23 protein-coding genes are annotated in these 18,098 nt (G+C 63.7%); 11 read left to right on the top strand and 12 right to left on the bottom strand.

All coding sequences use genetic code 11. From position 1 onward, the window contains the following. Window positions 1-54 precede the first annotated feature (54 nt). A complete protein-coding gene (locus PP4_RS03820) occupies window positions 55-345 on the top strand; it encodes a DUF3509 domain-containing protein (protein WP_016489056.1) in 291 nt (96 codons plus the stop codon). A 3-nt stretch (window positions 346-348) separates the two neighbouring features. Here the strand turns inward: PP4_RS03820 and PP4_RS03815 are convergent, their stop codons facing one another. Beyond that, window positions 349-819 (bottom strand): phosphate-starvation-inducible protein PsiE, encoded by a 471-nt coding sequence (locus PP4_RS03815; protein ID WP_016497960.1) that lies wholly within the window; start codon window positions 817-819, stop codon window positions 349-351. Window positions 820-1,116: 297 nt separating this feature from the next. On the opposite strand from PP4_RS03815, the gene PP4_RS03810 reads away from it, so the two are divergent. After that, window positions 1,117-1,380: a YebG family protein gene (locus PP4_RS03810; RefSeq protein ID WP_016497959.1), complete on the top strand. Its 264-nt coding sequence runs from the start codon at window positions 1,117-1,119 to the stop codon at window positions 1,378-1,380. 125 nt (window positions 1,381-1,505) lie between these two features. Here the strand turns inward: PP4_RS03810 and PP4_RS03805 are convergent, their stop codons facing one another. Beyond that, the gene (locus PP4_RS03805) at window positions 1,506-2,525 is read right to left on the bottom strand and encodes a Leu/Phe/Val dehydrogenase (protein WP_016497958.1); all 1,020 of its coding nucleotides are present in this window, start codon (window positions 2,523-2,525) and stop codon (window positions 1,506-1,508) included. A gap of 124 nt (window positions 2,526-2,649) precedes the next feature. Here PP4_RS03805 and PP4_RS03800 point away from each other — a divergent pair, with 124 nt between their 5' ends. Further along, entirely contained in the window at window positions 2,650-3,456 is an 807-nt protein-coding gene (locus PP4_RS03800; protein WP_016497957.1) for a SirB1 family protein, read from the top strand. Here PP4_RS03800 and maiA read toward each other — a convergent pair. The 3 genes from maiA to hmgA are packed head-to-tail and all read right to left on the bottom strand — an operon-like array spanning window position 3,450 to window position 6,692. Continuing rightward, complete coding sequence (maiA, locus tag PP4_RS03795) at window positions 3,450-4,082, bottom strand: maleylacetoacetate isomerase (protein WP_016497956.1); 633 nt, start codon at window positions 4,080-4,082, stop codon at window positions 3,450-3,452. The genes PP4_RS03800 and maiA overlap by 7 nt on opposite strands. A 12-nt stretch (window positions 4,083-4,094) precedes the next feature. After that, the gene (gene fahA, locus PP4_RS03790; RefSeq protein ID WP_016497955.1) at window positions 4,095-5,387 is read right to left on the bottom strand and encodes a fumarylacetoacetase; all 1,293 of its coding nucleotides are present in this window, start codon (window positions 5,385-5,387) and stop codon (window positions 4,095-4,097) included. Window positions 5,388-5,390: 3 nt separating this feature from the next. Then, window positions 5,391-6,692: a homogentisate 1,2-dioxygenase gene (gene hmgA / locus PP4_RS03785; protein WP_016497954.1), complete on the bottom strand. Its 1,302-nt coding sequence runs from the start codon at window positions 6,690-6,692 to the stop codon at window positions 5,391-5,393. A gap of 174 nt (window positions 6,693-6,866) precedes the next feature. Here hmgA and PP4_RS03780 point away from each other — a divergent pair, with 174 nt between their 5' ends. Continuing rightward, window positions 6,867-7,649, top strand: coding sequence for an IclR family transcriptional regulator (locus tag PP4_RS03780; RefSeq protein WP_016497953.1), 783 nt, complete (start codon window positions 6,867-6,869; stop codon window positions 7,647-7,649). A 348-nt stretch (window positions 7,650-7,997) separates the two neighbouring features. Here PP4_RS03780 and PP4_RS03775 read toward each other — a convergent pair whose 3' ends face one another. The 4 genes from PP4_RS03775 to PP4_RS03760 all read right to left on the bottom strand — a co-directional run bounded on the left by PP4_RS03775 (window position 7,998) and on the right by PP4_RS03760 (window position 11,171). Then, window positions 7,998-8,912 carry an SDR family oxidoreductase gene (locus tag PP4_RS03775; protein WP_016497952.1) on the bottom strand — a complete coding sequence of 305 codons (915 nt, stop codon included), beginning with the start codon at window positions 8,910-8,912 and terminating at the stop codon, window positions 7,998-8,000. A gap of 114 nt (window positions 8,913-9,026) precedes the next feature. Next, window positions 9,027-9,932, bottom strand: a complete 906-nt coding sequence (locus PP4_RS03770) for an alpha/beta fold hydrolase (RefSeq protein WP_041167552.1) — start codon at window positions 9,930-9,932, stop codon at window positions 9,027-9,029. A gap of 176 nt (window positions 9,933-10,108) precedes the next feature. Then, a complete protein-coding gene (locus tag PP4_RS03765; protein ID WP_016497950.1) occupies window positions 10,109-10,795 on the bottom strand; it encodes an LrgB family protein in 687 nt (228 codons plus the stop codon). Then, window positions 10,785-11,171, bottom strand: coding sequence for a CidA/LrgA family protein (locus PP4_RS03760; protein ID WP_016497949.1), 387 nt, complete (start codon window positions 11,169-11,171; stop codon window positions 10,785-10,787). Before PP4_RS03760 ends, PP4_RS03765 begins: the two co-directional genes overlap by 11 nt. A 98-nt stretch (window positions 11,172-11,269) precedes the next feature. On the opposite strand from PP4_RS03760, the gene PP4_RS03755 reads away from it, so the two are divergent. After that, complete coding sequence (locus tag PP4_RS03755) at window positions 11,270-12,163, top strand: LysR family transcriptional regulator (protein ID WP_016497948.1); 894 nt, start codon at window positions 11,270-11,272, stop codon at window positions 12,161-12,163. Window positions 12,164-12,294: 131 nt separating this feature from the next. Here PP4_RS03755 and PP4_RS03750 read toward each other — a convergent pair whose 3' ends face one another. Next, window positions 12,295-12,750, bottom strand: a complete 456-nt coding sequence (locus tag PP4_RS03750) for a flavodoxin (RefSeq protein ID WP_016497947.1) — start codon at window positions 12,748-12,750, stop codon at window positions 12,295-12,297. A gap of 116 nt (window positions 12,751-12,866) precedes the next feature. On the opposite strand from PP4_RS03750, the gene PP4_RS03745 reads away from it, so the two are divergent. After that, entirely contained in the window at window positions 12,867-13,295 is a 429-nt protein-coding gene (locus PP4_RS03745) for a PAS domain S-box protein (RefSeq protein WP_016497946.1), read from the top strand. 59 nt (window positions 13,296-13,354) lie between these two features. Next, complete coding sequence (locus tag PP4_RS03740; protein WP_016497945.1) at window positions 13,355-13,972, top strand: PilZ domain-containing protein; 618 nt, start codon at window positions 13,355-13,357, stop codon at window positions 13,970-13,972. Here PP4_RS03740 and PP4_RS03735 read toward each other — a convergent pair. After that, a complete protein-coding gene (locus tag PP4_RS03735; protein ID WP_016497944.1) occupies window positions 13,957-14,892 on the bottom strand; it encodes a MerR family transcriptional regulator in 936 nt (311 codons plus the stop codon). The genes PP4_RS03740 and PP4_RS03735 overlap by 16 nt on opposite strands. Window positions 14,893-15,110: 218 nt before the next feature. Between PP4_RS03735 and PP4_RS03730 the strand changes: the two genes are divergently transcribed. From PP4_RS03730 to PP4_RS03715, 4 genes are all read left to right on the top strand, one after another. Then, complete coding sequence (locus tag PP4_RS03730; protein WP_016497943.1) at window positions 15,111-15,671, top strand: hypothetical protein; 561 nt, start codon at window positions 15,111-15,113, stop codon at window positions 15,669-15,671. Between the two features lie 77 nt (window positions 15,672-15,748). Beyond that, a complete protein-coding gene (folM, locus tag PP4_RS03725; protein WP_016497942.1) occupies window positions 15,749-16,441 on the top strand; it encodes a dihydromonapterin reductase in 693 nt (230 codons plus the stop codon). 9 nt (window positions 16,442-16,450) lie between these two features. Continuing rightward, on the top strand, window positions 16,451-16,747 hold the full coding sequence (locus tag PP4_RS03720) for a DUF1244 domain-containing protein (RefSeq protein WP_003260708.1): 297 nt from the start codon (window positions 16,451-16,453) through the stop codon (window positions 16,745-16,747). Next, on the top strand, window positions 16,740-17,081 hold the full coding sequence (locus PP4_RS03715; RefSeq protein ID WP_016497941.1) for a HopJ type III effector protein: 342 nt from the start codon (window positions 16,740-16,742) through the stop codon (window positions 17,079-17,081). The genes PP4_RS03720 and PP4_RS03715 overlap by 8 nt, the downstream gene beginning before the upstream one ends. Window positions 17,082-17,126: 45 nt before the next feature. On the opposite strand, the gene PP4_RS03710 is transcribed toward PP4_RS03715, so the two are convergent. Further along, window positions 17,127-18,029: an alpha/beta hydrolase family protein gene (locus tag PP4_RS03710; RefSeq protein WP_016497940.1), complete on the bottom strand. Its 903-nt coding sequence runs from the start codon at window positions 18,027-18,029 to the stop codon at window positions 17,127-17,129. Between the last annotated feature and the right edge of the window lie 69 nt (window positions 18,030-18,098).

The following is an 18,098-nucleotide window of genomic DNA, read 5'->3' as shown; positions in this document are numbered from 1 at the left end:
CAACCTGGCATCGCCCGGTCAACTTCTGCAGACATTCTTAGCAGGGCCCCAGGCATGAACAACCCTTTCGACCGAATCAGTGCTGCATTCGCCCCCGAATACCGGGTCAACCTGAGCATCGCCAACCTCGACGGCAGCATCATGCTGACCCTCTCGGACGACGCCGGCGTAGTCGCCAAGCGCCTCATCACCCAGGCCCAGCGCAACGACCCGGTGCGCCTGCAACGGGTGATCGACAGCATCCGCCTGGGCCTTGCCATTGAACTCAGCCAGAACCCCATGCAGGTGCTGGCCGCGCTCACCCGTGACGCCCGACACGAGCCGCGCCATTTCGTTGCCAACTGAGGGCTACTTGCCCTCCTCCACTGCCTTGCCATTGGCATCCAGCACCTTGGTCGAGGGGTAGCGGTACGAGGCGTAGCGCACCACCAGGATCGAGAACGCCAGCAACAGGATGCCCCCGCACAGGTACAGCAACCCTTCGTCCGGTGCCTTGTGGTGCGAGACATCGCCGATCAGCAGGCGGGTAAGCGCGGTGATGGCCACGTACAGCAGGAAGCGGATCGGCATGTGGTTGGTCTTGAAGTAGATACCGACCATCGCCCCCAGCTCCAGGTAGATGAACAGCAGCAAGATGTCATCGACGCTGATCCCGCCCTTGCCCAGCATTTCCAGGAACGTCGCCACCGCCGCGTAGGCGGTGATCGCGCCAATGCCGAACAACGCCAGGTAATGGAACGCCTCGACGCACAGGTTGCCCAGCGAGTCGGCCGAGCCGTGCAGGCCCTTGCGCAGTTTTTCTGCCCATTTGATGTTCACGATGTTCCATTCCCCGATACGACTTTAAGGATGATGCGTCACCCGTGTGACGCTTGTGCCATGCAGTTAAAGGGCCAGGCCCCTGTCTTGGAAGGCGACCGATTGCCGCAAGGCACTTTGGGCATGGCAAGAAGCCAGGTCGCCTGGGCCGGCCCTTCGCGGGTGAATCCGCTCCCACAGGTACTGCTTCCCTTGGTCACGCTACAATTTCTGCTTGCGAACCAACCAATATTGCCATTACTGTATATAGATACAGTAAATCGCAACACAACCAGCAAAAAGGCATAGAGGTGATGAATGGCCGTCGAAGTGGTGTACCGCAGCAGCCGCGACCCGGAGCGCTTGTTTATGGATAAGGCCGAAGCAGACCGTCACGACAAGATGCTCGAACTGGCCGAGCGCCTCGCTGAAGTGCTGCACAAAGCGGTGCCCTCGCTGACCGAGCAGCAGGTCGAGGAAGCCGGTATCTACATGGCCAAGAATCGCGATGTGTTCGCTCGGGCGTTCAAAAGCCAGCCGGATGCGTTGGCCGAACTGCTCGAAGCGCCCGCAGCAGAGTAAATACCTGCACCGGCCTCATCGCCGGCAAGCCAGCTCCCACAGGTACAGCGCACAGCCAAAAAATGGCACCCTACCTGTGGGAGCGGGCAAGCCCGCGAATAGGCCAGCAAAGCCAGTATCAACCTTCAGCCATACAACAACCGCTCCGCCAGCATCTGCGCCACCCGCGCCGGCGAACGCTTTTCCGCCTGTGCATGGCCAAATACTTCGGTCAGCCGTGAAGGAATGCGCGCCAGGTGCGCGGTAATGGTGCCCAGGTCCTCGCCCCGGTGGGTCAGCGCCACGTAGATAAGCCCGCCAGCATTTATCACGTAGTCTGGCGCATACAGTATCCCGCGGGACTCCAACTGGTCTGCCACCTGCAAGGTAGTCAGCTGGTTGTTGGCCGCCCCCGCCACTGCCGCACAGCGCAGCTGCATCACGCTCTGCCCGTTCAGTACCGGCCCCACGCCGCAGGGTGCGAAGATGTCGCAAGGGGTGCTGATCAACGCATCGTTGGTCACAGGTTTTGCATCGAACTGCTCCATCGCCAAGCGCACACGCCCTGGGTCCAGGTCGCTGACCAGCAGCTCCGCGCCCACCGCATGCAGTTGCTCCGCCAGCGCATACCCGACATTGCCCAGCCCCTGTACCGCTACCCGCAGCCCTCTGAGGTCATCGCTGCCCAGCCGGAACGAGGTGGTGGCACGAATGCCGGCGAACACCCCCATCGCCGCATGTGGCGAGGGGTCACCGGAGGCCGTGGTGCTGGTCACATGGGGGGTGCTCTGGGCGATGCAGTCCATGTCCAGGGTCGAGGTGCCACTGTCCACAGCGATGATGAAGCGCCCATGCAAGGTATCGATGAAGCGGCCAAAGGCCTCGAACAGCGCGGCGCGGTTCTCCACATGCGGGTTGCGCATGATCACCGCCTTGCCCCCACCCAGCGGCAAGCCCGCCAGCGCCGCCTTGTAGCTCATGCCTTGGGCCAGGCGAATGGCGTCGGTCATGGCGCTTTCGTCATCGGCGTACGGCAGATAGCGGCAACCGCCCATGGCTGGGCCCAGCTGCTCGCTGTGGATCGCCACAACCGCTTTCAGGCCCGTCGCCGGGTCGTTGAACAGGTGCAGTGACTGGGTACGGGTGCTTTGCATCAGTGCGAACATCGACAGGCTCCCCCACGAGGTGCTCCTTCCAGTATAGGCACGGCCCCGAAGCTGGCGTGGCCGCCGGACCACTGGACGAAACCGCCCGCCACAGCTAATACTCAAGCGTGTGTGGAGATACCCCATGAAGCCACGTCAAGCCTGCCTGGCCTGCCTGGAACGCGAGCCTGTCGCCCTGCTGGAAGCCGCATTGTGGATGGCCGCCGAGCACGACCGCAGCGTCGAGCCCGCGGCCAGCCTTGCCATGCTGCATGACCTGCAGCGTGAGATCAGCGCCAACCTGCCGATGCTGCCACTGTGTGAACTGGCCCAGCCACTGCTGCGACAACTCAATGCCCTGGGCTTTCAGCAGGATGAGTACCACCCCCTGCGCCCGCAGGCCGCGATGATGGACAAGGTGCTACAACGCCGCCGTGGCCAACCACTGACCTTGGCCATCCTTGCCCTGGAGCTGGCCCAGCGGCTGTCCATCCCGCTGGAGGGTGTGGGCTTCCCTGGCCATTTCCTGCTGCGCGTGCCGGGTGCCGACCACCTGCTTGACCCCTGTGGTGGCCGACGCCTGTACCCCAATGATTGCCGTGAGCTGCTGGCGCGCCAGTTCGGCCCGCACGTTGCGCTGACGGCGGAGCACCTGCGCAGCGCCAGCCCGCTGCAGATGCTGCAACGGCTGTCACGCAACCTGCGCCAGCTGCACATCAGTAACGACAATCACCTGGCGGCCTTGATCGATGCCGAGCGGATCATGCAGCTGGGCCCGGTTCAAGTCAGCGACTACGTGACCCGCGCCTCGCTGTACCAGCACCTGGACTGCCCACAGGCCGAGCGCTTCGACCTGGAGCATGCGTTACTGCTGACAGATGACCCGGTCCAGCGCCTGAAGCTGTCCGAGCGGATCGGCAAGCTTCCGACGGCGAACCGTTCCCTTCACTGAGCCGGGCTGTCCGGCTGCTGGGCTGGGTGGGCCTTGGCGAATGCCGGGTGCACGGCCGCCAGGGCGGCAACCCGGAGGATGCGCGGGAAGCTGTCGAGGTCGATATTGAAGCGCTCGGCGGCATAAAGCTGCGGGATCAGGTACACATCCGCCAGCCCGGGTTGCTCACCGAAGCAAAAGCCATGGTCACCGATCAGTTGCTCCACCGCTGCCAACCCCTGGCTGATCCAGTGGCCGATCCACTGGTTGACCTGGCCTTCGTCCTGGCCGGCCTGGCGCAACCGGTTGAGCACGCTGACGTTGTGTAGCGGATGAACGTCGCAGCCAATGATTGCCGCCACGCCGCGTACCTTGGCGCGCGCTTCGGCCGTGGCCGGCAGCAGTGCAGGCTGTGGATAAACCTCTTCCAGGTACTCGATGATCGCGGGTGACTGCACCAGCAATTCGCCGCCGTCGGTACGCAAGGCCGGCACGCGGCCCTGCGGGTTGACGGCGACATAGCCCGCACCCCGCTGCTCACCCTGTAGCAGGTTGACCGGCAGGGACTGGTAAGCCAGCCCCTTCAGTGCCAGGGCAATGCGCACCCGGTAGGACGAAGTGGAACGGTAATAAGTGTACAGCTCCATGCCCCTGCCTCCTCAGTTGGCCGCGATGACCGTGCCACGGCATTCGCCGAAGCCGATGCTGGCCACGCCGTCACGGCTGCAGCGGGCACGCAGGATGATCTCGTCGCCGTCTTCGAGGAACTTGCGCACCTCGCCGCTGGCCAGTTCAACTGGCAGCTTGCCGCCTTCGGTGATCTCCAGCAGGCTGCCATGCGAACCCGGCGTGGCGCCCGACAATGTGCCCGAACCGAACAGGTCGCCCGGCTGCAGTTGGCAGCCGTTGACGCTGTGGTGCGCCACCAGCTGCGCCACGGTCCAGTACATGCTGCGGGTGTTGCTCAGGGTCAGGCGGTGCGGGGCAGCGCCCTGCTCGCGCATGCGCTCGGTCAGCAGCAGCACTTCGAGTTCGATATCGAATGCACCGGCGGCCTGGTCGCGCTTGTCCAGCAGGTACGACAGTGGCTGCGGGTCGCCATCCGGGCGTGCCGGCTGGGCGCAGCGGAACGGCTCCAGCGCTTCAGCCGTGACCACCCAAGGCGAGATGGTGGTAATGAAGCTTTTGGACAGGAACGGCCCCAAGGGCTGGTATTCCCAAGCCTGGATATCACGCGCCGACCAGTCGTTGAGCAGGCACAGGCCGGCTACGTGCTCGGCAGCATCGCCAATCGGGATCGCCTGGCCCATGTCATTGCCCTGGCCAATCCAGATGCCCAGTTCCAGTTCGTAGTCCAGCCGCGCGCAAGGGCCGAAGCTCGGCTCGGTGTGCCCGGCCGGCAAGGTCTGGCCCTTGGGCCGGCGTACATCGGTGCCGGACGTGCGGATGGTCGAGGCGCGGCCGTGATAACCGATCGGCACGTACTTGTAGTTGGGCAGCAGCGGGTTGTCGGGGCGGAACAGCTTACCCACGTTTTTTGCGTGCTCGATGCCCACGTAGAAGTCGGTGTAGTCACCGATCTGCGCAGGTACATGCAACTGGCAGGCACTGGCCGGGTACAGCGCGGCTTGCAGCGCCGCCTGGTGTTCGCTGTGTTCGCCAAGCAGCACCTGCAAGCGCTCGCGCAGGGCGACACGGGCGCTGCGGCCCAGCGCGAAGAATGCGTTCAGTGCACCACCACGGGTGGCTTCCACGGCGGCCTTGGCGGCGCCGTCGAACAGGCCGGCGGCCAGTACCGCCTCCAGGTCAAGGATCGCGTCGCCGATGGCCACGCCACAGCGCCTGGCTTCACCCGGCCGGCTGAAGATACCCATTGGCAGGTTCTGCAGCGGGAAGTCGCTGTGCCCGTTGGCGTGCTCGACCCAGCTACGGGCATTGGCAGTGTGGTTCATCGGTTATCTCCGGTTCGGGTTGAAGGTGCTCGGCAAGGTGGCCCAGCAACTATCGTAGTCGGCCTGCAATTGCGGGCATTCAAGGGCCCGCTGGCTCGGGCGCAGCACTTGGCTGGTCTCGAACATGAAGGCCATGGTGTTGTCGATCTTGTGCGGCGCCAGGTCGGCGGCAATGGCTTTTTCGCAGGTTTCGGCGTCGGGGCCGTGGGCGCTCATCACCCCGTGCAGCGAGGCACCACCGGGCAGGAAACCCTCGGCCTTGGCATCGTAGGCACCGCTGATCAGGCCCATGAACTCGTTCATGAGGTTGCGGTGGAACCATGGCGGACGGAAGGTGTTCTCGGCCACCATCCAGCGCGGCGGGAAGATCACGAAGTCCATGTTGGCCAGGCCATGCACGCTGGTCGGCGAAGTCAGCACGGTGAAGATCGACGGGTCCGGATGGTCGAAGCTGACGGTACCGATGGTGTTGAAACGGCGCAGGTCGTATTTGTACGGCACGTTGCTGCCGTGCCAGGCAACCACATCCAGCGGCGAGTGCTGCAGTTCGCAGGCCCAGTGCTCGCCGAGGAACTTCTGCACCAGTTGCACCGGCCCTTCGGCCTCTTCGTAGTGCGCCACCGGGGTGAGGAAGTCGCGCGGGTTGGCCAGGCCGTTGCTGCCAATCGGGCCCAGCTCCGGAATACGCAGCGGTGCACCGTGGTTTTCGGCGAGATAGCCACGGGCCTGGCCGTCGAGCAGTTCGACGCGGAACTTCATGCCGCGCGGAATCACCGCGATTTCCAGGGGGCCGACTTCCATTACACCCAGTTCGGTGGCAATGCGCAGGCGGCCCTGTTCCGGCACCAGCAGCAGTTCACCGTCGGCGTTGAAGAACACTCGCTCCATGGAACGGTTGGCGCAGTAGATGTAGATGCTCACGCCGGCCGGTTTCTGCGCCGGGGCGTTGGCCACCATGGGCAGCCAGCCTTCGATGAAATCGGTGGGCTCGGCAGGTATGGGCTGGGGGCTCCAGCGCAAGCGGTTGGGGTTGATGGCCCCCAGCGGCGCGGTCAGCGGCTGGCGCGCCAGCCGCTCGAAGCGCGGGTGCAATGCAGACGGGCGAATGCGATACAGCCAGGTACGACGCAGCTCGCTGCGGGCCATGGTGAACGCCGTGCCCGAGAGCAATTCGGCGTACAGCCCATAAGGCGCCTTCTGCGGCGAGTTCTGCCCGACCGGCAAGGCACCCGGCAGCGCTTCGCTGGCAAACTCGTTGCCGAAGCCGCTGAGGTAGTGAAGGTCGGGTGATGTGTCGCGAATCATCGATGCCTCCGGGCTCTGACCGAGCCGTTGCTGGCAGCTGGCTGCTGGCCCGATGCGGGGTGACAGCGCGTCTGCATTGTTTTTATCGTAATCAGATTACGAATAACGTAATTTGCTACGGGCATGGCGTCAAGCTATAAAGGCGCGACTCGAAGAATCCGGAAGCAGATGTCCATGACCAAAGCCAGCTCCTCCGCCGACAACGGCAAGCAGAAAGTCCGCTCGGCGGAGGTTGGCACAGACATCCTCAAAGCCCTTGCCGAACTCTCCCCCTCCACCTCGCTGTCGCGCCTGTCGGAACATGTGCAGATGCCGGCGAGCAAGGTGCACCGCTACCTGCAGGCGCTGATTGCCAGCGGCTTTGCCGAGCAGGATGCGGCCACCAACCATTACGGCCTGGGCCGTGAGGCCTTGCGGGTGGGGCTGGCGGCGCTGGGCAGCATCGATGTGCTGAAGATTGCCGCACTGCCGCTGTCGCAGCTGCGCGATGAACTGAACGAGAGCTGCTTCATTGCGGTGTGGGGCAACCAGGGCGCAACCGTGGTCAGCATCGAACCTGCGGTGCGTGCAGTTACCGTGGTCACGCAGATGGGCTCGGTGCTGCCGCTGCTCACCTCGTCCACCGGCCTGGTGTTCGCCGCCTACCTGCCGGAACGCGAGACCGTGGAGTTGCGTGACCGGGAACTGGCCGCCCTGCAGCAGAGTGCCGACGATTACCAGGCGGTATTGGCGGGCATTCGCGAACGCGGCCTGCACCATGTGCACGGGCTGCTGATGCCGGGCGTGGATGCGCTGTCGGCGCCCGTGTTCAATGCCATGGGGCAGGTTGCGGCGGTGATGACCGTGGTCGGGCCGACGTCGATCTTCCACGCCGACGAACATGGCCCTGCGGCGCAACGGCTGCTGGCGGCTGCGCGGGAAACCAGCTGGCGCATGGGCTACTCGCCCGCTGCCTGAGCGCCTGCGGCACTATTGCCCGATACGTAAAGGTGAATGTCATAAGCCGCTATTTTTCCCATGGGATCAAGCGCTTATTCTTGACTCACTGGCCGGCATGAAGGGCTCTCCCCCCGCTTTTCATGCCTGCGAGGTTCACCGACGTAGATTTTGAAGCTCCTTGATCTGACGTCTCGATTGGCCGCTGCGGCTTGCAGCGGCCTTTTTTTTGCCTGAAAAATCTTCCGCCTGTGCCGGCCTCTTCGCGGGCTTGCCCGCTCCCACAGGGAATATCACCAGGCCTGAGGGCAGTGAGATCTCTGTGGGAGCGGGCAAGCCCGCGAAGAGGCCAACACAGACAGTAGAACTTCAGCTCAGCGGGTACTTCTGCAGGTTCGCCATCATCTGCTGCAGCGCCTGCAAACTGTCCTGCGGATGCACCGCCCCGTCAAAGTCACCGATCCGGGCCCAGTTCTCGGCCACCTGCTCCGGGGTAAAGCCTTCGCGCGGATCGAAGCCCACCCCCAGGCTGCGCTCCCAACGCACCTTGCCCACCCAGCCGCCGCCTACCTCGAACAGCTCACCCGTGCCCTGGCACTGCTCGCTGCCCAGGTACACCACCAGCGGGCTGACCAGCTCGGGCTTGAGCCGCTCGAATACCTGGGGCGGGATCAGCCCTTCGGTCATGCGCGTGCCACCGGTGGGGGCGATGGCGTTGACCAGGATGCCGTGCTTGCGCCCTTCGATCGCCAGGGTGCGGGTCAGCCCGTACAAGCCCAGCTTGGCCATGCCGTAGTTGGCTTGACCGAAATTGCCGTAAATGCCAGAGGTAGAAGCGGTGAAGATCACCCGCCCCCAGTTCTGCTCGCGCAGGTGTGGCCAGGCAGCCCGGGTGACCTTGTAGGCCCCTTCGACATGCACCTGGTAAACCTGCTCCCAGTCGCTGTCGTCCATTTTATGGAACGTCTTGTCACGCAGGATACCTGCATTGTTCACCAGCACATCAACCCGGCCAAAGCTGTCCAGGGCCTGCTCGACAATACGTGCACCCTGGCTGACCGAGTCGTGGTTGGCGATGGCGATGCCACCAGCGGCGCGGATCTGCTCCACCACACGATCGGCGGCCGAGGCGCTGGCACCTTCACCGTGGGTAGAGCCGCCGAGGTCGTTCACCACCACCTTGGCGCCACGTGCGGCGAACAGCAGCGCATGGGCACGGCCCAGGCCACCGCCGGCTCCGGTGACGATCACCACGCGATCTTGCAGACGGACAGGCTCGCTCATGCTCATGGCTCCAGGCAGGTTCAGATAAGCCGAGTGTCCGCCGCAAACAACGGGCGGACAACAAAGCTCACGCAGGCTGAATGCCTGGCAATAACGCAGGGCGATGCGGCCCGGTCAGGACCACGCCACTTTCTGCGGATAGAAGCTCACAGGCTGCTCACGAAACGCCAGGTAGTGACGCAGCACTTGCACTGGCGCTTCGGTGTGCGGGTAATGGCCGATGCCTGGTAGCTGCACGGTGTCCGCCTCCGGCACCAGTTGCCGGTAGCGCTCGAGCATGTGCGCGCCGGACAGCGGGTCGACCACGCCATTGATCAGGCGCAGTGGCACGCCTGTGCGCTGCATCGCCCCGACCCAGCGCTCGCGGTGCAATCTGCGTTCGGGCATGTAGCTCACCAGCTTGTGCAGGATACGTGTGCCCCGGTTGGCGGTGATCAGGCTCCAGAAATCATCCAGGGCACTTTCGCTGGGGTGGGTGCAAGGGCCATAGACCTGGGTCACGTTGCGCACCAGGTCGTCACGCCCGAACGAACGCCCGACCAGCCAGCCGAACCGGCTGAGCAGCAGCTTCTGGATCAGCAGCATGCGGCAGCTTTCGGGGAACAGCCCGCTGTTGAGGAACACACAGCTGGCAACCTCGGCACGCTGCTCATGGTGCCGCGCCAGCAGCTCCTGGGCGACGCTGCCGCCGTAGTCGTGGGCCAGCAGGTGCACCGGCTGGTCGACCTGCAGGTGGCCAAGCAAAGCCTGCTGCAAGTCTGCCTGCTCCATCAGGCTGTAGGCGTGATCGACCGGCTTGGCCGAATCGCCAAAGCCCAGCATGTCGCACGCGATCACCCTGAAGCGTTGGCTCAAAGGCCCCCACAAATAGTGCCAATCCCAGCTGGCGGTGGGGAAACCGTGTAACAAAAGCAGGGGCTCTCCTTGCCCTGCGGTCCAGTAGCGGATGCTCTGGCCCCGGAAAGTGAAACTCTGTCCCCGGGTTCGCCAGACGCACAATGGAATTTCGGCCATAGGCATCAGAACGGTCCCGGTGAAGTGGTGTTGGCGGAATAGGGCAAGGCTGCGGTCATTGCATGTCACCTCGGCACATACATGTGCTCTCTATGTCGAGGCAGAGTCTAGCCAGCAGGCCATGGGCTGAAACTTGCGTTGCCAGCCAGCTTGATGACTGAGCGAGTCAGTGGCACGAACGGTCAGAGCAGCATGGCCAGCAGCGGTGCCGCGAACAGGTTCAACAACCCGGTCAGGACCATGACCAGGCCGGCCACCGAGCCTTCCTCACGGCCCACCTCCTGAGCCCGGCTGACCCCGGCACCGTGCGCACCGACGCCAAACAGTGCACCCCGTGCCAGGGGCGTGCGCAGCGGCAACCAGCGCAGCAGCACGCCACCGAACATGGCGCCGAGCACGCCGGTGAACATCACGAACACCGCCGTCAGCTCCGGCACGCCACCCAGGTCATGGGCCAAGGGCATGGCAAACGGCGTGGTGATCGAACGCGGCACCAGCGACAGGCTGGTTGCACTGTCCAGCGCCAGCAGGTGCGCAAGGCCCCAGGAGCTGGCGATCGAGGCACTGCTGCCTGCCACCATGCCCACCATCAGGGCCGGCCAATGGCGCGCCAGCATGGCCCGCTGCTGCCAGATCGGCACCGCGAAGGCCACAGTCACCGGGCCGAGCACGCTCATCAACCAATGGGTATTGCGGGCATACTCTGCATAGGCGGTATGCAGCGGCACCGCCACGGCCAGCAGCAGCACAGGTACCAGGATCAACGGCGACAGCAGGTAGCGCTTGCTGCGCCGGTACAGCCAACGGCTGCCCAGGTAAGCCAGCAAGGTCAGGGCCAGCCAGAACAGCGGCATGGGTTCAAGGCTCATGGCGCAAGCTCCAGCGGCACACCAGTTCCACGGTCAAGGCAGTCACCACCATCACCATCAGCGTGCTCACGGCGATCACCAGCAGGATGCGCCAGCCCTCTTCACGGATGAGCGAGCCGTAATCCAGCAGGCTCATCAGCGCCGGGATGAAAAACAGCAGCATCTCGGCCATCAGCCAGCCCGCGCCCAGTTGCAACATGGCCGGCTTGAGCACACCTGAAGCGAACAGTATCAACAACAGTGCCAGGCCCATCACGCCGCCGGGGATTGGCCAGCCCAGCCAACTGGCAAGCTGGCCTCCGAGCAGGAACAAAGAACAAAGGATCGCCAGCTCGACAAGCAGGCGCAGGGCTTTTTTCAATAACGCGGGTTTCATGATGAGGGTTCCTCGACAGACCCTTATTTTAAGATTCGGCTGCCTAGGCCAGAAGCGAATTGTTAGACTTATCGCCATTCCATAACGGAATTCAGAGCATGGAATTCAAACAGCTACGCAGTTTTATCGAAGTGGTCCACCGCGGCGGTTTCACCCAGGCGGCGCACACCCTGCACATCAGCCAGTCGGCTGTAAGCAAGCAGGTGGCCCAGCTGGAGCAAGATGTGGGCCAGCCACTGCTGGAGCGCCAGGCCTCGCAGCTGCACCTGACGGCAGCCGGGCGCATTGTGCTGGAGCGTGGCGAGGCCCTGCTGCGTCAGCGCCAGGCACTGCTCAACGAGCTGGACGACCTCAGCCTGATGGAGCGTGGCGAGCTGCGCCTGGGCTTGCCCATGCTGGGCAGCGACGCCCTGTTCGCCGGTTTGTTCGCCGAATACCGCCGGCGCCACCCGAATATCGCGATTCAGTTGCTCGAAGGCGGCAGCCGTAGTGTTGAGCAGGCAGTCAGGAGTGGCGAACTGGAATTGGGTGGCAGCCTGACGCCCAGCGACGAAGCGTTCGACTACCAACCGTTTTGCAACGAACCGCTGGATGCCCTGCTGCCGGCTGGCCATGCCTTGGCGGGCCTGGACGAGGTGGACCTGGGGCAACTGGCCGATACGCCGTTCCTGCTGTATCAGCGCAGCTTCGTGCTCAATGACCGGCTGCTGAAGGCGTGCCACCAGCACGGTTTTACCCCGAAGGAAGGCGGGCGCAGCGGCCAGGCGGATTTTTTGGCAGCGCTGGTGGCGGCGGGCCAGGGCGTGGTGTTGCTGCCCCGGGTGGTGGCAAAAGCGCTTGAGCGCCCTGGGGTGGTGCGTTTGCCGCTGCGTTCGCCGCAGGATTTGCGTTGGGATATTGCCTTTATCTGGCGGCGCGGGGCGTACCTGTCACGAGCGGCGCAGGCGTGGTTGGCGTTGCTGCGCGAGTGGCCGGTGCCGGGCAGTAGCTAATGCTTGAGCCTGCGCCGGCCCTTTCGCGGGTGAACCCGCTCCCACAGGGACACCACAGTTTGGGAAAGCTGCGCCCTACAGGTGGGAGCGGGTTTACCCGCGAAGAGGCCAGGACAAGCGAAAATGCCCCGTCAGGCTTTCAACGCTTGAACAAGCTCCGCCAACCACGGTTCGGCATCGGCTTCCGGGGTCACGGTCTCGCTGGCATCCAGGCGCAGCATCGGCTGCACTTCGCGCACACCCAACTCGGCAAACAGCTCGCGCATTTGTTCGCCACCACCACAGTAGGTGTCACCGTAGCTGGCATCGCCCAGCGCAATGACTGCACCCGGCAGGCCACGCCAGGCCGCAGGCAGGGTGTCACGAATGGCGCAGTACAACGGCATGAGGTTGTCCGGCAGCTCGCCCATGCCGGTGGTCGAGGTCACGGCCAGCAAGGCGTCTGGGGCAAAACCTTCAAGATCCTGCAGGGTGGCACGCGCCGCATGCCAGGCCTCCAGGCCTGCAGCCTTCAACAGCGATTCGGCGTGACGGGCGACTTCTTCGGCGGTGCCATAGACCGATCCGGAAATAATGGCGACTTTCATCGGGTAGAGGATTCCGAAACTGAGTGAAAACGTAGGATACTAGCATCCAGCGCTGGCAAAAGGCCGCCTCTACCAAAGTCGCCGCCTTCAGCCTTTCTTTGCTCAATGGCCCAGACATGATCAACGCGCAATTGCTGCAATCGATGGTCGATGCGTCCAATGACGGGATCGTGGTTGCCGAACAGGAAGGCGACGACACCATCCTGATCTACGTGAACGCCGCCTTCGAACGCCTGACCGGCTATAGCCGCGACGAAATCCTCTACCAGGATTGCCGCTTCCTGCAGGCAGACGACCGTGACCAGCTTGGCCGTGCCCGCATCCGCAGGGCCTTGGCCGAAGGCCGCCCCTGTCGCGAAGTGCTGCGCAACTACCGCAAGGATGGCAGCGCGTTCTGGAACGAGCTGTCGATCACCCCGGTAAGGCTAGACGCTGAACAGCGGACCTATTTCATCGGTATTCAGAAGGACGTCAGCCGCCAGGTCCAACTTGAGCGGGAGCTGGCCGAACTGCGCGTTTGTCCGAAACCCGACGAACGCGCCTGAACCAAGTACGCCACGCACGGTCAATTCCGTTGAAGAAATCGCCACCACCGAGTTCGATCATGCAAGCAGACGCGCTCCTGACCCAGGACGAACTGGATTTCATCCAGAGCATGCAGCATTCGCCGCAACTGAACCTGGCAGACTCCATGTCGAGCCTGCTGGTCAATGGCGACCGTCGCATCCAGAGCTTGCTGACCCGCCTGGTGGCCAACGAACAGGTGACTTTGCAGGCCCAGTTCAACAACCAGCAGATCAGCTTCCCGCTGCAGTTGGTGGAAGACGAGTTCCACGCCCTGCACCTTCAAGTGGGTTCACCCGAAATCTACGAAGACGGCCCCATGCTGCGCGCGTGGCGCCTGTCGATGGAAACCCCCAGCCCGTTGCTCGATAGCCATGATCAGCAAAGCGGCCTGTGGGTTCGCGATATTTCGTTCAAAGGTGTACTGGTGGAGATCCGCGGCTTGCCAGCGGCGCCCAGCCGTTTCGAGTTGCGCTTCGCCCCGGGCGATATCAGCCCGATCGAATTGCATGGTGTACTGGGCCGGCGCATCGGCCCGGACCTGGCGGCCTACGACCTGGGCCAGAGCCCGGCCGAAGAGATCGACCGCCTGCGCGACTATATCCTCCAGGCCCATCGCCAGGCGCACCCCGAACTGCACACTCAGGTATCGAGCTGACCGGCCAGAAACTGCCGCAAGCGCTGGCGCATCACACTACCCTGCGCCCCAAGGCACGCTACCAGGCTGCCTGCCAGGTGGTCCTGTGCCACTTCTGCAGCTTCGCCGGCCAGCAACAACGGGCATTCCAGTACCGCAGCCATGCGCACCAGTCGTCGGGTGAGTTCCGCCGTGGGTGGGTGGTGGGAAAACAGCACCAGGGCATCGGGTTTCAGGCGTTCGCAGACCAGCGCCAGCTCCTGTAGCGGCTGCCCGCTCGCCAAGGGCGTCACGCCAATATCGTCGCTGCCCAGGCTCAGGCCGGTCACCAGTAATTCCAGTTCATGGCATTGCCCTGGCAACGCTGCCAGCAGCACTGTGCGACCACGCGGCACATGGGCGAGCGGCAAACGGGCAAATACCCGGCCACGCAAGAACTGGTCAAGGAACAGCCACTCGCTGGCCTGCCCATAGCCGCCCTGCCCGGCCGCCAGGTCGTGCCAAACCGGCATGAACACCTCGGCGAACACCTGGTCCAGGGTGTTGGCAGCAAACACCTCGTCGAACAGCCGGTCCAGGCCGGCCATGTCAAACCGCTGCACGGCCTGACGCGCCTGGTGCTGCCAGCGCAACCACGCGTCCGTCGCCCCGCTGACCTGCTCGGCAAGGGCATGACCGCGAGCGAGGATGCTGCCCACTTTACTCACCGCCACACCGCGCTCAAGCCAGCCGAGGATACGGCGGATGTCATCGATGTCCGCTTGGGAATAAAGGCGGTGGCCACTGTCGGTGCGGGTTGGCTGAATCAGCCCGTAGCGGCGCTCCCAGGCACGCAGGGTCACGGCGTTGACGCCCGTCAGTCGGGAAACTTCGCGGATCGGAAACAGCTCCTGCTGCTCAAGACCCACTTCGATCAGCGGATCACGTCCCTGTTCGTTCATCTGCACAGCGTACCCTGAGTGCGGAAGTTGAGCGCTCATTCTACTACGCCGACACCGATCGCAGGGTGCAACCGTTTGCCGGCTCACATTTGCCGAAGATCACACATGCGCGATAATCCGCGCCCGATTCTTGCATGCACACCTGCGTTGCCCACCACCCCGGGCCACGTAGCCAAAGGGGCCAGCTACCCGCCAGCCCCGTTGCCAGGAGATACACGATGTCTACCCCACCCGTCACCTTGATGGTGTCGCGCCGCGCCGCCCACGGCCGCTACCAGGACCTGCTGGCCTGGCTGCATGAAGGCGAGCAGCTGGCCACCGACTTCCCCGGCTACCTCGGTTCGGGCATCCTCGCCCCGCCCCGCGATGGCGACGAATTCCAGATCATCTTCCGCTTCAGCGACGAACCCACCCTGCATGCCTGGGAGCATTCCGCCTCGCGCCGGGCTTGGCTGCAACGCGGCAACGGCCTGTTCGAACGCCCCAAAGAAGCGCGCGTCAGTGGCATCGACGACTGGTTTGGCACCAATACGGTGCAAAAACCACCGCGCTGGAAGCAGGCGGTGGCCATCTGGCTGGCGTTCTTCCCGGTGTCGCTGGCGTTCAACCTGCTGCTTGGCCCCTGGCTGGCCACTCTGGACCTGCTGCCCCGGGTAATGCTCAGCACCCTGGCCCTGACGCCGGTCATGGTGTACCTGTTCATCCCCCTGTCCACCCGCCTGCTGGCCAGTTGGCTGCATGCCTCACCTGCCACCACTGGCGCCCTGCGCAGCCGCTGAGGCCAGGCCATACAACTGGGAAACAGTTCGGGTATGCTGGGCGGCAACCAAACGACAGACAAGTTGACCGCCCCGAAATGAACAGCCCCATTCTCGTTACCGGAGCCAGCCAGCGCGTCGGGCTGGCCCTGGCCCTTGAACTGGCAAAGGCCGGCCATACGGTGGTCAGTGCCAGCCGCAGCGTCCAGCCACACACGGCCCACCCGAACATCGTGCAGTTTCAGGCCGACCTGTGCCTGGCGGCCGACCGCCAGGCCCTGATCGATCACCTGCACAGCCATTACGACGGCCTGCGCGCCATCATCCACAACGCCTCGCTGTGGCTCGATGACGGGCTCGACAACCTCGATACCATGTTCCGCCTGCACGTCGAAGCGCCCTACCACCTCAACCTGGCCCTGGGCGACTTGCTTGCCAAAGTGGAAAAGGCCGACATCATCCACATCTGCGACGAAACCTCTTCTCGCGGCAGCAAAAGCCACATTGGCTACGCCGCCACCAAGGCTGCGCTGCAGAACATGGTGCTGTCATTCGCTGAAAAATATGCGCCCACGGTGCACGTGAACGGTATCCTGCCCGGGCTGCTGATCCTCAAGGAAGGGGGCGACGAAGCCTACCGCCAGCAAACCTTGAAAAAGGCCCTGCTGGAGTTCGAACCCGGCGCCGGCCCGCTGATCGAGACAGTCAAATACCTGCTCGCCAGCCAGTACAGCACCGGTAGCCAGGTGGTCATCAATGGTGGCCGCCACTTGAAGAACCGCATGACCTGAGAGAAGCCCATGACCCCACAGCAACAGCTCGAACTCGAAGCCGCCGCGTTCCGGCGCCTGGTCGAACACTTGCAAAAGCGCACCGACGTACAGAACATCGACCTGATGAACCTGTCCGGTTTCTGCCGCAACTGCCTGTCCAAGTGGTACAAGGCTGCGGCCGACGAGCGCCAGCTCGACCTGAGCCTGGACGACGCCCGCGAAGCGGTATATGGCATGCCCTACGCCGAGTGGAAAGCCCAATACCAGAAAGAAGCCAGCGCCGACCAACAGGCGGCGTTCGAAAAAGGAAAACCTCGTGACTGATCTGAACACCCTGCGCGCCAGCCTGGCCAGCGGCCAACATGTATTTGCCGATACCCTGGCGTTCATTGCCGACAACTACAGCTACCAGCCGCAGGCCTTCAACAACGGCGGCGTGGAGAACGCGGCCGGGCAGAACGAAGGGTCGTGCAAGACCTTGGGCCTGGCTTTGCTGGAAGGGCTGAGCGACCAGGAAGCGCTGCTGGCCTTTGGCGAGCACTACCGTGATGTGGTGGCCACGCCTGAGGGCAGCGACCATGGCAATATCCGTGCGCTGATCGAGCATGGTTTGGCCGGTGTGAAATTTGCCGGGCAGCCGCTGTCGCGCAAGGCTTGAGATAGTCGGGGCCGCTTTGCGGCCCCAAAATCCTGCCCCCCCTCCTCAATCCCTGAGGGTGCCGGGTACCCCGTGGTCCAGCGCTCCTCGTTGCAACCACTGCAAGGCCACCGGCCACAGGCTCTCGCGAAACCGGTCATGGAAAAACGCGAAATGGCCAATCTCCTCGACCGAGATATCCACAGGCGCGATACGCAGGTGCCGGGCACCCTGTAGATAACTCAGCAACCGCTCGGTCGCCGCCACAGTGCCAAACGGGTCATCGGTCAAGCTGATGGCCAGCGTCGCTGCCTGGACGTGTGCAAACGGTACCCTCTCCAGCCGGCGCCCACTTGGCCGGTGCTCATAGCGTGGCGTACGGGTGGTCCAGTCATCCACCACCCCTGCCGGGGTGTCTTCCATCCAGCCCAGACGCTTGCCGGGGAAGTAGCCCAAAGCGCGGGTAAGCAAAGGCATCACCACATGCCATTTGCCGAACAGCCGCCAGCGTTGATCAGCCGCATAATCGCGCCAGTAGGCAAACTGTGCGCCTACCATCACTACCCTGCGTATCTGGCCGGCCGATGGTGCCAGGCCGACTGCGCAACCGCCAAAACTGTGCCCCACCACGTCTATTGGCTGGCCGGGGAAACGCTCGGTCGCATGCGCCAACATCGCTTCGAAATCCAGACGGCCCCAGTCGCTCCACGATGCCTGGAAACCGCGCAACGAAACCGGGCGGGATTCGCCGATGCCACGGTAGTCGTAGGTCAGCACATCGCAGCCCTGGGCAAACAGGTAGTCGGCAAAGCGGGAATAGTATCGGCAGCGTACCGAAGTGGCCGCGTTGATGATCACCAGCGGGCGCTGGGGGTCAGGCTGGGCGTGACGCCAGCAGAAGCCGCCGAGGCTGTAGCCATCGGCTGTGGCCTGGCGAAAGGGGGTGGCGGGTTGGGTGAGGCTGCTCATGGCGCATTCCCTGTTGTTGTGCGCCAAAACTAGCAAAAAATCTTGAACCTGTGCTGGCCTTATCGCCGG

The organism is Pseudomonas putida NBRC 14164 (assembly GCF_000412675.1).
GTDB classification, from domain to species: domain Bacteria; phylum Pseudomonadota; class Gammaproteobacteria; order Pseudomonadales; family Pseudomonadaceae; genus Aquipseudomonas; species Aquipseudomonas putida.
Note: the sequence above shows the minus strand (reverse complement) of the source record. Positions and strands in the feature narration are given on the sequence as shown.

Excerpts from the sequence above, each read along its gene's own strand:
- PP4_RS03820 (WP_016489056.1), top strand. The coding sequence starts at position 55 with ATGAACAACCCTTTCGACCGAATCAGTGCTGCATTCGCCCCCGAATAC.
- PP4_RS03800 (WP_016497957.1), top strand. The coding sequence starts at position 2,650 with ATGAAGCCACGTCAAGCCTGCCTGGCCTGCCTGGAACGCGAGCCTGTC.
- PP4_RS03765 (WP_016497950.1), bottom strand. The coding sequence starts at position 10,795 with ATGAGCCTTGAACCCATGCCGCTGTTCTGGCTGGCCCTGACCTTGCTG.
- PP4_RS03710 (WP_016497940.1), bottom strand. The coding sequence starts at position 18,029 with ATGAGCAGCCTCACCCAACCCGCCACCCCCTTTCGCCAGGCCACAGCC.
- fahA (WP_016497955.1), bottom strand. The coding sequence starts at position 5,387 with ATGAACCACACTGCCAATGCCCGTAGCTGGGTCGAGCACGCCAACGGG.
- PP4_RS03735 (WP_016497944.1), bottom strand. The coding sequence starts at position 14,892 with ATGAACGAACAGGGACGTGATCCGCTGATCGAAGTGGGTCTTGAGCAG.
- PP4_RS03780 (WP_016497953.1), top strand. The coding sequence starts at position 6,867 with ATGACCAAAGCCAGCTCCTCCGCCGACAACGGCAAGCAGAAAGTCCGC.
- PP4_RS03805 (WP_016497958.1), bottom strand. The coding sequence starts at position 2,525 with ATGTTCGCACTGATGCAAAGCACCCGTACCCAGTCACTGCACCTGTTC.
- PP4_RS03755 (WP_016497948.1), top strand. The coding sequence starts at position 11,270 with ATGGAATTCAAACAGCTACGCAGTTTTATCGAAGTGGTCCACCGCGGC.
- PP4_RS03770 (WP_041167552.1), bottom strand. The coding sequence starts at position 9,932 with ATGCCTATGGCCGAAATTCCATTGTGCGTCTGGCGAACCCGGGGACAG.
- PP4_RS03810 (WP_016497959.1), top strand. The coding sequence starts at position 1,117 with ATGGCCGTCGAAGTGGTGTACCGCAGCAGCCGCGACCCGGAGCGCTTG.
- PP4_RS03720 (WP_003260708.1), top strand. The coding sequence starts at position 16,451 with ATGACCCCACAGCAACAGCTCGAACTCGAAGCCGCCGCGTTCCGGCGC.
- PP4_RS03745 (WP_016497946.1), top strand. The coding sequence starts at position 12,867 with ATGATCAACGCGCAATTGCTGCAATCGATGGTCGATGCGTCCAATGAC.
- folM (WP_016497942.1), top strand. The coding sequence starts at position 15,749 with ATGAACAGCCCCATTCTCGTTACCGGAGCCAGCCAGCGCGTCGGGCTG.
- PP4_RS03750 (WP_016497947.1), bottom strand. The coding sequence starts at position 12,750 with ATGAAAGTCGCCATTATTTCCGGATCGGTCTATGGCACCGCCGAAGAA.
- PP4_RS03775 (WP_016497952.1), bottom strand. The coding sequence starts at position 8,912 with ATGAGCGAGCCTGTCCGTCTGCAAGATCGCGTGGTGATCGTCACCGGA.
- hmgA (WP_016497954.1), bottom strand. The coding sequence starts at position 6,692 with ATGATTCGCGACACATCACCCGACCTTCACTACCTCAGCGGCTTCGGC.
- PP4_RS03740 (WP_016497945.1), top strand. The coding sequence starts at position 13,355 with ATGCAAGCAGACGCGCTCCTGACCCAGGACGAACTGGATTTCATCCAG.
- maiA (WP_016497956.1), bottom strand. The coding sequence starts at position 4,082 with ATGGAGCTGTACACTTATTACCGTTCCACTTCGTCCTACCGGGTGCGC.
- PP4_RS03760 (WP_016497949.1), bottom strand. The coding sequence starts at position 11,171 with ATGAAACCCGCGTTATTGAAAAAAGCCCTGCGCCTGCTTGTCGAGCTG.
- PP4_RS03730 (WP_016497943.1), top strand. The coding sequence starts at position 15,111 with ATGTCTACCCCACCCGTCACCTTGATGGTGTCGCGCCGCGCCGCCCAC.